8 protein-coding genes are annotated in these 12,772 nt (G+C 70.5%); 3 read left to right on the plus strand and 5 right to left on the minus strand.

Annotation, left to right across the window (positions count from 1 at the left end; genetic code table 11):
- Positions 1-60: 60 nt before the first annotated feature.
- From E1181_RS14390 to E1181_RS14400, 3 genes are all read left to right on the plus strand, one after another.
- Complete coding sequence (locus tag E1181_RS14390; RefSeq protein WP_132675024.1) at positions 61-4,995, plus strand: NAD-glutamate dehydrogenase; 4,935 nt, start codon at positions 61-63, stop codon at positions 4,993-4,995.
- A 65-nt stretch (positions 4,996-5,060) separates the two neighbouring features.
- Positions 5,061-5,486: an acyl-CoA thioesterase gene (locus tag E1181_RS14395; protein ID WP_132674960.1), complete on the plus strand. Its 426-nt coding sequence runs from the start codon at positions 5,061-5,063 to the stop codon at positions 5,484-5,486.
- Positions 5,479-6,120: a hypothetical protein gene (locus E1181_RS14400; RefSeq protein ID WP_132674962.1), complete on the plus strand. Its 642-nt coding sequence runs from the start codon at positions 5,479-5,481 to the stop codon at positions 6,118-6,120. The genes E1181_RS14395 and E1181_RS14400 overlap by 8 nt, the downstream gene beginning before the upstream one ends.
- A gap of 249 nt (positions 6,121-6,369) precedes the next feature.
- Here the strand turns inward: E1181_RS14400 and E1181_RS14405 are convergent, their stop codons facing one another.
- From E1181_RS14405 to E1181_RS14425, 5 genes are all read right to left on the minus strand, one after another.
- Complete coding sequence (locus E1181_RS14405) at positions 6,370-7,632, minus strand: heparan-alpha-glucosaminide N-acetyltransferase domain-containing protein (protein ID WP_235876767.1); 1,263 nt, start codon at positions 7,630-7,632, stop codon at positions 6,370-6,372.
- A gap of 125 nt (positions 7,633-7,757) precedes the next feature.
- A complete protein-coding gene (locus tag E1181_RS14410) occupies positions 7,758-8,819 on the minus strand; it encodes an alpha-amylase family glycosyl hydrolase (protein ID WP_132674966.1) in 1,062 nt (353 codons plus the stop codon).
- Positions 8,820-8,854: 35 nt separating this feature from the next.
- On the minus strand, positions 8,855-9,238 hold the full coding sequence (locus tag E1181_RS14415) for a globin (protein WP_132674968.1): 384 nt from the start codon (positions 9,236-9,238) through the stop codon (positions 8,855-8,857).
- Between the two features lie 141 nt (positions 9,239-9,379).
- Positions 9,380-10,363 carry a mechanosensitive ion channel family protein gene (locus tag E1181_RS14420; RefSeq protein ID WP_132674970.1) on the minus strand — a complete coding sequence of 328 codons (984 nt, stop codon included), beginning with the start codon at positions 10,361-10,363 and terminating at the stop codon, positions 9,380-9,382.
- Between the two features lie 137 nt (positions 10,364-10,500).
- Positions 10,501-12,609: a prolyl oligopeptidase family serine peptidase gene (locus E1181_RS14425; RefSeq protein WP_132674972.1), complete on the minus strand. Its 2,109-nt coding sequence runs from the start codon at positions 12,607-12,609 to the stop codon at positions 10,501-10,503.
- Positions 12,610-12,772 lie beyond the last annotated feature (163 nt).

Below are 12,772 nucleotides of genomic sequence, written 5' to 3' on the forward strand. Positions count from 1 at the left end.
CAGTCTTAGAGTGGAACCTGTTGGCACAACGAGGTGCCGTTAAGCGTGGAGCTGCCTGACATGACCTCGAATCCCGGACACGTGCAGACCGGAACGACCGGCGAGCAGTCCGAGAACCCCGAAATGGCCAAGCGGCGGTTGCTGGACCGAGCCGTCGAGTTCGCTCCCGAACTCGGCGAGCTGCTGCGCACCTACTACCGCCACGTCCCGGCCGAAGAGCTCGTCGACGACGACCCGAACGACCTGGTCGGAGCCCTCAGATCGCACCACCGGCTGGCCGCGAGCCGCGCCGCCGGGCGCCCCCTGGTGCAGATCTTCAACCCGACCCTCGACGAACACGGCTGGCAGAGCCAGGCCACGGTCGTGCAGACGGTCACCGACGACATGCCGTACCTGGTGGACTCGCTGATCGCCGAGCTCGGCCGCGACAACGCCGACGTGCTGCGCGTCATCCACCCCATCGTCGTCGTCAGACGAGACCTCGCCGGTGAGCTCCTGGAGGTGCTGCCGGAGGCCGACCCGTCCGACCCGCCCGCCGGTGCCATGGCGGAGAGCTGGATGTTCGTCGAGGTCGGGCAGGTCGTCGACCTCGAACGCCTCGCGGCGCTCAAGCAGAACCTCGACGGCGTCCTCAACGACGTGCGCGAGGTCGTCGAGGACACCGAGCGGATGCACTCCTGCGTCCGCGCGCTGGCCGACGAGCTGGAGAAGAACCCGCCGCCGCTGCCGAACGAGGAGGTCGCCGACGGCGCCGGCCTGCTGCGCTGGCTCGCCGACGGGCACTTCACCTTCCTCGGCTACCGGCACTACGAGCTGGTCGAAGACGACGGCGAGGCGCTGCAGGCCGTCCTGGCCTCCGGGCTGGGCGTGCTGCGCAGCGACAGCATCGCTTCGCGAAGCCTGACCACCGGCCCGGACTCCAAGGCGCTGTCCAGGGAGCTGCTGGTGCTCACCCAGGCGGGCGCACCGTCCACAGTGCACCGTCCGGTCCACCCGTTCTACGTGGGCGTCAAGACCTTCGACGAGTCCGGCCGGGTCAGCGGTGAGCACCGCTTCCTCGGGCTGTTCACCACCACCGCGCTGCACGAGGACGTCCTCGACATCCCGTTCGTGGAACGCCGCGTGCGCGAGGTGATCCACCGCGCCGGATTCCCGCTGGAGTCCTACTCGGGCCAGCGCATGCTGGAGGAGATCCAGAGCTACCCGCGCACCGAGCTGTTCTCCACGGACTTCGAGACCCTGCAGGAGACCCTCACCGGCGTGCTGGCGCTCGCCGAGCGGCGCAAGCTCAAGCCGTTCCTGCGGCGCGACCCCTACGGCCGGTTCTTCTCCTGCCTGGTCTACCTGCCGCGGGACCGCTACACGACCAGCTCGCGGCTGGCCATGCAGGAAGTGCTGCTCGACGAGCTCAGCGGCACCGGGCTGGAGTACAGCACGCGCGTGGGCGAATCCACGCTGGCGCGAGTGCATTTCGTGGTCCACACCGATCCCGAGGACGAGATCGAGCCGAACCTCGCGCGCATCCAGCAGCGGCTCGACGAGGCCATCCACACCTGGGACGACCAGATGGTCGCCGAGGTCGACGCCGAGCGCTCCGGACGAGGAGTGGTCGGCGGACCGGCCCGCGCGCTGTCGGAGGCCATCAGCCAGGCCGGCCAGGACTACGCGTCCGGGTTCCCGGAGGCCTACAAGGAGGACTTCAGCGCCGCCGAGGGCCTGCAGGACCTGCGCCGCCTGGAGTCGCTGAGCGGCCCCGACGACCTGCGCATGTCGTTCTACGTGCCGCGCGACGCCAGCGCCGGTCAGCGCCGCTTCAAGCTCTACGTCGGCGGTCGGGTCACGCTGTCCCGGGTGCTGCCGGTGCTGCAGAGCATGGGCGTGGAGGTCGTCGACGAGCGGCCCTACGAGCTGACGCTGGAGAGCTCCGGCGATCGGTTCTACATCTACGACTTCGGGCTGCGGCTGGACTCCGGCCTGCTCGACAGCACCGATCCGCAGCTGCTGGACTCGCTGCGGCAGCGCTTCGAGGACGCCTTCCGGGCGGTCTGGCTCGGCGACGCCGAGGTCGACCGGTTCAACGCGCTGGTGCTGCGGGCCGGGCTGAACTGGCGGCAGGCCTCGGTCCTGCGCGCCTACGCCAAGTACCTCCGCCAGGTCGGCATCGCCTACACGCAGGACTACATCGAGGACTCGATCCTCGCGCACCGCACCACCACGACCGCGCTGGTGCGGCTGTTCGAGGCCCGCTTCGACCCCGAGCTCAGCGAAGCCGACCGCAAGGCGCGGGAGACCGAGCTCACCGAGTCGGTCACCGCGCTGATCGACGAGGTCACCAGCCTCGACGTGGACCGGATCCTGCGCAACTACCTGAGCCTCATCCGGGCCACCCTGCGCACCAACTACTACGTCGACGCCAGTGAGCGGGAGCGCCCGTTCCTGGCGTTCAAGCTGGAACCGCGCGAGATCCCCGGCCTGCCCGAACCCCGGCCGCAGTTCGAGATCTTCGTGTACTCGCCGTGGGTGGAGGGCGTGCACCTGCGGTTCGGTTCCGTGGCGCGCGGCGGTCTGCGCTGGTCGGACCGCCCGCAGGACTTCCGCACCGAGATCCTGGGCCTGGTCAAGGCGCAGGCGGTGAAGAACGCGGTGATCGTGCCGGTCGGCGCCAAGGGCGGCTTCGTCGTCAAGCGCCCGCCGCTGGCCACCGGCGACCCGGCGGTGGACCGCAAGGCCTCGCTGGACGAGGGCGTGGCCTGCTACCGGATGTTCATCTCCGGCCTGCTCGACCTCACCGACAACCTGGTCGGCGGGGAAGTGGCCCCGGCTCGCGACGTGGTGCGCCACGACGGCGACGACACCTACCTGGTCGTCGCGGCCGACAAGGGGACGGCGACGTTCTCCGACATCGCCAACGACGTGGCCCAGTCCTACGGCTTCTGGCTCGGCGACGCCTTCGCCTCCGGCGGCTCGGTCGGCTACGACCACAAGGCCATGGGCATCACCGCCAAGGGCGCGTGGGAGAGCGTGAAGCGGCACTTCCGCGAGCTCGACCTCGACACCCAGAGCGAGGAGTTCACGGTCGTCGGCGTCGGCGACATGGCCGGTGACGTGTTCGGCAACGGGATGCTGCTGTCCGAGCACATCCGGCTGGTGGCCGCGTTCAACCACATGCACATCTTCATCGACCCGGAGCCCGACGCCCCCGTCTCCTACGCCGAGCGGCGCAGGCTGTTCGAGCTGCCGCGCTCGACCTGGGACGACTACGACCGCGGCAAGATCAGCGAAGGCGGCGGCGTGTGGTCGCGGTCGCTGAAGTCGATCCCGCTGAACCCGCAGATCCGGGCGGCGCTGGGCATCGACGAGTCGGTGAGCAAGCTGGCACCGGCCGAGTTGATCAGGCGGATCCTGCTGGCACCGGCCGACCTGCTGTGGAACGGCGGCATCGGCACCTACGTCAAGTCGGCCACCGAGACGCACGCCGAGGTCGGCGACAAGGCCAACGACGCCGTGCGCGTCAACGGCGGTGACCTGCGGGTCAAGGTCGTCGGCGAGGGCGGCAACCTCGGTCTGACCTCGCTGGGGCGCATCGAGTTCGCCCGCCACGGCGGCAAGGTCAACACCGACGCGCTGGACAACTCCGCCGGTGTGGACTGCTCCGACCACGAGGTCAACATCAAGATCCTGCTGGACCAGCTGGTCACCGAAGGCAGGCTCACCGGTCAGCAGCGCAACGAGCTGCTCGGCGAGATGACCGACGAGGTCGGCGAGCTGGTGCTCACCGACAACCACCGGCAGAACGCGGTGCTGGGCATCTCGCGGGCGCACGCCGCCCCGATGCTGCCGGTGCACGCCCGGCAGGTCGCCGCGCTGGAGCAGTCCGCGGGCCTGGACCGCGAGCTGGAGGCGCTGCCGACCAAGAAGGCGTTCCGCGACCTGGAGAAGGCGGGCGAGGGCCTGTCCTCGCCGGAGCTGGCGACGCTGATGGCGCACGTCAAGCTCCAGCTCAAGCGGGACGTGCTGGCCAGCGGCCTGCCCGACACCGAGTCGTTCGCCGAGCGGCTGCCGGAGTACTTCCCCCGGCCGCTGCGGGAGCGCTACGGCGACGCGATCTCCGCGCACCCGCTGCGCCGCGAGATCATCACGACCCTGCTGGTCAACGAGATGGTCGACGGCGCGGGCATCTCCTACGCCTACCGGCTGACCGAGGAGCTCAGCGCGTCGACCACCGACGTGGTGCGGGCGTTCGCGGTCGTCACCAACGTCTACGACCTGCGGCAGCTGTGGGCCGACATCGACGCCCTGGGCGGTTCGGTGCCCAGCGCGATCGCCGACGAGATGGTGCTGGAGAGCCGGCGCCTGCTCGACCGGGCCGCGCGGTGGATCCTGACCAACCGGCCGCAGCCGCTGGCCATCGGCGCCGAGATCACCCGGTTCCGGCCGGTCGTCGCCGAGCTGACGCCGAGCGTGCGCGCACTGCTGCGCGGTCGCGCGGCCGAAGGCGTGACCGCGCAGATCGATCGCTGGGTGGCCGCCGGTGTGCCGGAGGCGCTGGCCGAGCGGGTCGCGGTGCTGCTCGACGCCTACGCGCTGCTGGACATCCGGGAGGTCGCCGAGCTGGGCGAGCGCGACGCCGGGATCTCGGCGGAGCGCAGCCCGGGCGAGAGCGCCGAGCTGTACTACGCGCTGTGGGCGCACCTGGACGTCGAGCGGATGCTGATCGCGGTCAACGAGCTGGAACGCGGCAACAGGTGGCACGCGCTGGCTAGGCTGGCCCTGCGGGATGATTTCTACGCATCGCTGCGCGCGATCACCGTGGACGTCCTGCGGACCTCGGAGCCGGAGGAGAGCTCGGAGGAGAAGATCGCCAGGTGGGAGTCGACGAACGCCGCGCGACTGGCGCGGGCCAACTCGTCGCTGGAGCAGATCGTGAGCTCCGGGCGGCTTGATCTGGCCACGCTGTCGGTGGCGGCGCGTCAGCTCCGCAGCATGGTCCGGTGACCATCGTGGTGGGTGGGGGTTCGCAGCCCCCGCCCACCACGAACACGGCAGAGAGGAAAGGCCCAGTGGGCGCGTACGTAGCCGAGGTAGCCCTGCGCTGGTCCGACATGGACGCGTTCGGCCACGTCAACCACGCCAGGACGATCACGTTGCTGGAGGAGGCACGAGCCGATCTGCTGTTCACCGAAGCGGAGAAGCAGGGCCTGCTGGGCATGGCGGAGGGCATGGTGGTCGCCCGCATCGTCATCGACTACCACGCGCCGCTGATGTACGCGGCCAAGTCGTTGCAGGTCCGGATGTCGGTGCGGGAGCTCAAGGCGGCCTCGTTCGTCATCGACTACACCGCGGTCGCGCACGAAGCCGTGTGCACCGCCGAGACGCTGATGGTGCCCTACGACCTCCGCGCCGGACGGCCGCGCCGGCTGACCACCGACGAGCGGGGCTTCCTGTCGGAGTGGCGGGCCGAGCAGTTGGAGACCGGTCGTGCCTGAGCTCCGCATGCCCGACCGCGTCGAGCGCGACGACCTGGGCGCTTTCGTCGCCCGCGCCGTCCGGCTGGACAACCAGTCCATGGTCCGGATGCGCAACCGCCCCGGGACCGACCGCATGGACGTCTGGGCGGCGACCCCGTTCGACGCGCTGTCCACCCGCTCGGTGGAGGGCTCGGTCGACCCGGCCGACCTGACGATCTCCGGGAACGAGCTGCTGGCCACGCTGACCGTCGCCGGCGGTGACGTGATGGACCCGGGTGCGCCCAAGGACCTCATGTGGCGCTCGGAACTGCCCCCGGCCACCGGCTGGAAGCTCGTCGACGACCTCCCGGCCCGGCTGGTCGGCGAGGTCGCGGAGCGCGGCATCGACGTCGCCAAGGAGAACGTGGGCCCGAAGGGCACGCCCCCGGCGTCGCTGCTGGACCAGGAGGTCTTCACCGTCCAGGGCTCCGGCCTCGACGTGAAGGTCCCGCTGCGCTGCCTGTTCGTCCTCTCCGGCATGGGGTTCCTCGTCAACACCCCGGCGGAGGAGGAGATCGTCCGCGTCAGCGCCACCGACTCCTGGCTGCGCCTCGATTCCCGCTTCGGCGCGGTGGTCCGCCGCCGCCACGCCCTCCTCCCGCTCCTCCTCTGATCACCGACCGCACCACCCCACGACGCGATCACCTGGATCACCGCCGCATTCGGACCCCCGATTGCGGCGGTTTTCCGTGCGCCTGGCGGTCGGGAGACCCGATTACGGCGGTATTCCGGTCCCCAATTACGGCGGTATTCCGGGGGAGACGCGGATTACGGCGGTTTTCGGGTTCCTGATTGCGGCGGTATTCCGGGGGAAGTGGTGACTGCCGGTGTGGTCGCGGAGCCGATTGCTGGGGTGGTCGGGTCAGGGTGTGGGGATGCGGCGGGGTTTGGTGGACCAGCGGACGATGTCGCTGACGAGGGCTTCGAGGGGGCCTCGGCGGAAGAAGTGGCGCCAGGTGTAGGTGAAGGTGAACGTGAAGACCAGGAACACCTCCGGCATGAAGGTGTTCACGAACGCCACGAGCCCCGTCGGCTGCTGACCGTCGCGCGGGAACCACGGCATGTTCGGGTCGTCCAGCGGCAGCGCCGGACCCATGCTGGCGAGGTGAGCGAGGTTCTCCGGGACGCCGCTCAGCGGCCAGCCGCCGGTGACGATCTGCCAGGCCAGCGCCAGAGCGTGCGCCGCGTACAGCGTCAGCGCCATCGAACCGGCCTTGGCCAGCGGTGTCAGCGCACGCCCGGTCCGGTCCGCCAGCTCCAGGCAGACGGCCAGGATGACCAGCGCGATCCCGCCCGAACCCAGCAGTTCGAAGGTCGTCCCGCTGTGCGCGTTGGCGGCCAGCAACCACTCCGGGTGCCCGACCGGGATCGTGCCCTCCACGGGGTTCGGCGGGCCGATCGGCACCAGTTGGAACGACACCTGGTAGCCGATCAGCGACATCACGAATCCGAACAGGCCGATCCGCAGCCGGACCCTCGCGGAGGTCAGGTCCATCCGCCCGACCGCCAGCCCCGCCAGCACCAGCGGCAGGTAGGACGCGGCGGGGTAGAACCCGAACAGCAGCAGGTCGAAGATGCCCTCTTCGGCGATCAGGTGCCCGGGATCGACGCTGTTGACCAGCGACACCAGAGCCGACATGGGCGTGTCGGCGGCGTTCCAACCGCGCAGCACGAACGACAGCTGCGGCCCCAGCGCCGCGCTCACCGCCGCAGCGGTGATCAAGCCGCGCGCCCGCAGCCGCAGGAACGGCACCGCCAGCAGGAAGTACACGCCGTAGAACGGGATGATCACGGTCAGCAGGAAGCCGGTCGCCTCGGTCGCCTTCGCCAGCGCCAGGCCGAGCACCAGCAGCACGGCCGCGCGCACCGCCACCCGCCGGCTCGCGTCGCGCAGCGCCTGGCCCGTCGGCGGCGTCGACCGCCCGGTCATCAGGGCCAGCGACACCCCGGCCAGGAACGTGAACAGCGCGGTCGACCGGCCGGAGAAGAACTGCGCCAGCCACACCTCGGGCCAGCCGCCCGCGAACGGCACGCCGAAGTGGATGCAGAACATGCCGAACACCGCCACGAAGCGGGCGACGTCCACGCCGACCAGGCGGCCCGGTTTTCCGGTAGCTCGCCGCACCCGAGGTGAAGTCCGTTCGGGCGCAACAGCAGTCATGACATCCACTTGAGGTCGGGGACGTTGGCCGGAAATCTACCGACCGCTTCGACGCCCCCGGGAACCTGCCCGCGTTGGCGAGGTCCCGCTCACACCAGCCAGGCGGTGCTGCCCGGCGGCAACTCACCCGCGACCAGCGGCCGAGAGCTCAGCAGCACCTCACCGGGCGGCAGCGGAACCGGCTCCGCCGAGGTGTTCAGCGCGCAGATCAGGCTGCTGCCGACCCGGCGGAACGCGAAGCAGTCCTCCGGGGCGCCGAACCACTCCACGTCGTCGCCGGTGAACGCCGGGTGCGTCGCCCGCATCTCCAAGGCGTGCCGGTACAGCGACAGCGTGGACTCCTCGTCCTCCAGCTGCGCCTCGACGGTGAAGTGGACCCAGTCGTGCGGGATCGACGACCAGTCGGCCCGCGCCGCCGAGAACCCGAAGGGCCGCATGAGGCCCTCCCAGGGCATCCGGATCCGCTCGGTCCCCGGCAGACCCAGCTCCTCGCCGTGCCGCAGGCACACCGCTCCCGGCAGCGCCAGCTGCACCAGCGCCATCGCGCGCACCGGCGTCAACGCCGCGTGGTCGCGGATGCGCGTGCTGTCCCGGCTGGCCATCGCCCACGCGGGACGCGGGCCGCGGGCGTCCAGCACCGTCGTGATCGCCTTGCGCACCGGATCCGCGGAGAAGCCCGCCACCGCCAGGCCCAGGCCGAACAGCAGCTGCCAGCTTCCTGTGCCGCTGCCGATCACGATCCGGCCCGGGTAGTCGGCGAGCACCGCGCCGACCGCGTCCGCGGGGTCGTTGCGCGGGGCCAGGTGGAATCCGTCGATCCCGTTGTCCAGCCACGGGCGCAGCACCGGACCGGGGTCGGTGCGCGAGGGGTCGACGTCGATCGCCAGCAGCACCCGCAACCCGTTGCTGCGCGCTTCGCTCAGCAAGCTGGCCAGGGCGGGGGAGGCCGGATCTGAACCGGCGATGCCCGCCAGCACGATCACGTCCACGCCCAGCAGCTCCAGGTAACCGAGCCTGCCGCGAATCCCGTCGAGGTCGCCGACTCCGTCACCGTCGGCGTCGGCGAACGCGCCGACGTCGATCTGGTAGCACACCGCGTCGAACCACCACGGTCGCTCACCGAGGTAATCCTGCGTGCCCACCTGCTGCATCACCAGGTCCTTCGCTCCTAGATCGGGTCCGCCGCTCAGAACCACGAGTTGATCATGCTGTTGGCGGCCATCTCCAGGTACTGCCAGAGCTGGTCGCGGTGTTCGGGCTTCAACTGGGCCTCGTCCACGGCGATGCGCATGCAGCGCAGCCAGGCGTCGCGCTCGACCGGACCGATCTTGAACGGCGCGTGCCGCATCCGCAGGCGGGGGTGTCCGCGCTGGTCGGAGTAGGTGTGCGGGCCACCCCAGTACTGCATCAGGAACAGCCGCAGCCGCTCCTCGGCGGGCCCGAGGTCTTCCTCGGGGTAGAGCGGGCGCAGCAGCTCGTCCTTGGCCACCTCTTCGTAGAAGCGGGCGACGATCTGGTGGAAGGTGGCTTCGCCGCCGACCTGCTCGTAGAAACTCTCCACGGAAGTCACACTTCCATCCTCTCAGGTGGTGCTTCGCCGGTTTCAGTGGTCGGTCGGACGCGATCCGTCGCTGCCGCGCGGAGGGAACCGCACGCCCTGAACAGATGCGGATCCCCCGGCCGATCGGTTCGGCGCGGGGGATCCTGCTGGTCAGCTCGTCGTGGAGACGGTGTCGGGGGGCAGCGGGCGGCCGTTGGGGTACGGCGGCTCGATGGCCGAGTCGTCGTAGGCCCGCTTGACCTCCACCCGGAGCCTGCGCTGGACCGCCCACTGGCGGCCGGGGCGGACCTTCACCGTCAGCCGCAGGGTGACCGTGTCCGAGGTGATCTGGTCGACGCCCAGCATCTCCGGCGGCTCGAGGACGTCGTTGGACAGCGGCTCCTTGGACGTGGCGTCCGTGGCGACCTTGCCCGCGACCTCGATGGCCTTCTGCACGTCGGAGTTGTGCGAGATCGGGAAGTCCACGACCGCGACCGCGAAGCCCTGCGACGAGTTGCCCACGCGCAGGATCTCGCCGTTGCGGACGTACCAGACGGTGCCGTTGATGTCGCGCAGCGTGGTCACCCGCAGGCCCACCGCCTCGACCGAACCGCTGGCCTCGCCCAGGTCGACGACGTCACCGACGCCGTACTGGTCCTCGACCATCATGAACATGCCGGACAGGAAGTCCCGCACGAGGTTCTGCGCACCGAAGGCGACGGCCACGCCCAGCACACCGGCCGAGGCCAGCACCGGGGCGATCTGCACGCCCAGCACCTGCAGGACGTAGATGACGGCCAGACCGAAGATCAGGAACGAGGTCAGCGACTTCAGCACCGAGCCGATGGTCTTGGCGCGCTGCCTGCGCCGCTCGGAGAGCAGCTCGTAGGTGAGGCTGTCACCGCGGCGCTCGCGCAGCGGCGAGAGCAGCTTCGGGGGCTTGCCGTTGCCGCGGGTGAGGCGGTTGATCGTCCGGTGCACCAGCCAACGCACGAGGAAGGCTATGAGCAGCACCAGCACGATCTGCAGGGGCTTGGCGATGAGCAGGTCGGCGTAGGACGCCAGCCACGCGTTCTGGGTCCAGTCGAAGACCGCCTGGCACCAGCGTTCGGTCGGGTCGCACGTCGGCGGCTGGGATAAAAGCGGCAGATTCATGGGTACGGGGGTTTCTCCATGGGCTGTCGTTCGTGGGGTCGCGCCGTGAGGCGTCGGCTACCGACCGGCCCGAGCGTCGTGCGCGCCCCGCCGCGCACGATGATCGAAAACCGGTCCGCCGGAACCGAGTTCGGGGCTCAGTCCAACACGAGACCGGTTGCCTCCGCGAGGAAGGTGAGCTGGTCGGTCGTCAGCCCCACGGTACGGGACACGGAACGGGCGGCGTGTCCCACCTCGGTCTCGCGGCGGATCAGAATGGGCCTTTTGCCCGGATCCGAACTGGTCGCGTGCTGCAGCGCCGCGCACATCTTGCGAGCGTGGTTGGGGTCCACGCGCGAGTCGGACTCGAAGACCGTGAACAGCACCGACGGATAGGCCGTGTGCTCGGTCACGTTGTGGTACGGCGAGTAGGACAGCAGCCAGCCCAGCTCCTCCGGATCATCGGCCGTGCCGTACTCGTCGTTCCAGGTCCGGCCGAGCAGGAACCGCTCGTAGCGCACCATGTCCAGCAGCGGGGCCGAGCACACCACCGCCCGGTACAGCTCCGGCCGCTGCGTCAGCGCCGCGCCGACGAGCAGACCGCCGTTGGAGCCGCCCGAGATCGCCACCTGGTCCGAGGTCGTCCAGCCCTGGTCGATCAGGTGCTCGGCGGCGGCGTGGAAGTCGTCGAAGGTGTGCTGCTTCTGCTCGCGCATCCCGGCGACGTGCCACTCCTCGCCCTCCTCGCCGCCACCGCGCAGCGACGGCAGCGCCCACACGCCACCGGCCGCCACCCAGGTCAGCGCCGACGGCATGTAGCCGGGCTCGCGGGACAGCGAGAACCCGCCGTAGCCGGTCAGGAACACCGGGCGCGGGCGGTCCGGCTCGGCGACCGGCGCCAGCACGAACATCCGCACCTCGGTGCCGTCGGCGGACCGGTAGGTGACCTGCCGGGTGTGCACCTCGGGCAGCTCGACCGCTCCCGGAGCGCTCGTCTCCAAGGTCATCTCGCCGGTGCTGCGGTCGTAGGCGTGCACGCACGGCGGGGTCGCGAAGTCGGTCCAGCCGATCCACAACCGGTCGCGGTGCCGCTCGGTGGCCGAGTCGACCGTGGTCAGGGCCGTGACCTGGCCCGTCGCGGGCAGCGCGATCTCACCGGTGCGCTCACCCGTGGCCGGGTCGTGCAAGGTCAGCTCGGAGACCGCGTGCCGGGTGCGCAGCACCACCAGGCGCGGCTGGTCGCCGTCGAAGTAGCGGACCGCGTCGAGCACCGAATCGGGCTCCTCGGCGATCAGCTCGGTCCAGTTCTCCGGTTCCGGGGCCGTGGGATCGGCCACGCACAGCCGCCAGCGCGGGGCGTCCTTCGTGGTCATCACGTACAGCCGGCCGTCCCGCTCCACCCAGGCGCCGACCCGGTAGCCGTCGGTGGTGTCCACGATCTGGCGCAGGCTCGGGGCCCCGGTGCCGTCGGAGAGGTCCGCGATCCACACCGAGTCGCGGCGGGCCGTGCCCATGCTGCCCTCGATGATCAGCCAGCGGCCGTCCCGGGAGACGTGCGTGCCGTAGTAGAAGGTGTGGTCCAGGCCCGTGCCGTGCACCAGCACGTCCTGCTCGGGATCGGTGCCCACGCGGTGCCGCCACACGCGGCGGTGGAACTGCTCCTCGCCCTCGGGCACCAGCTCCGGCGACAGCCGGCGGACGTAGAAGAACTCCTCACCGCCGGGCATCCAGGAGATCGTCGAGTAGCGGCAGCGGTCGATCGGACCCTCGACGAGCTCACCGGTGGCCACGTCCATGACGTGCAGCAGCGACTCCTCGTCGCCGCCCACCGAGATCTGGTAGGCGAGCAGGTCGCCCTCCAGGCTCGGCACCCAGCTGTCCAGCGTCGTCAGCCCCGACGGGTCGAGCTCGGTGACGTCCAGCAGCACCCGCTCGGTGCCATCGGCCTCGCGCACGTGCAGCACGCCGAACTCCTGGCCGGGCTCGCGGCGTGTGAAGAACGCGCGTCCCGCGCGCCACAGGGGAGCGCCCACCGCGCCCGCCGCCAGCAGCGACCGCATCCGCTCGGCGACCGACTCGCGGCCGGGCAGCGCGTCGAGCCAGGTGCGGGCGAGCTCGTTCTGAGCCGCCGACCACGCCTCGGTGCTCGGCGAGGAGGCGTCCTCCAGCCACCGGTACGGGTCGGCGACCTCGCGGCCGTGCAGGGTCTCCGCGATCTCTTCGCGAGCGGTGGCGGGATAGCTCAAGGGTGTTCGAACGTCGGTCACGATCGCGACAATACGTGCTGCGGAGGGGCGTGGAAGGGGGTCCGACGGCGGCGCGGAGCCGATTCACCCGAGATGATCAACCGTTTTCCCCTCGGCTGATCGACAATGGTGGAGGAAGCGCCGGAGACGGAAGACGAGCCGACGGAGATCGCTCCACGGGGCG

It is taken from the genome of Saccharopolyspora terrae (assembly GCF_004348435.1).
Lineage (GTDB): Bacteria > Actinomycetota > Actinomycetes > Mycobacteriales > Pseudonocardiaceae > Saccharopolyspora > Saccharopolyspora endophytica.

What these genes read in the sequence shown, in the direction of transcription:
- E1181_RS14390 (WP_132675024.1), top strand. Translation starts at nt 61, where the DNA reads ATGACCTCGAATCCCGGACACGTGCAGACCGGAACGACCGGCGAGCAG.
- E1181_RS14410 (WP_132674966.1), bottom strand. Translation starts at nt 8,819, where the DNA reads ATGCAGCAGGTGGGCACGCAGGATTACCTCGGTGAGCGACCGTGGTGG.
- E1181_RS14420 (WP_132674970.1), bottom strand. Translation starts at nt 10,363, where the DNA reads ATGAATCTGCCGCTTTTATCCCAGCCGCCGACGTGCGACCCGACCGAA.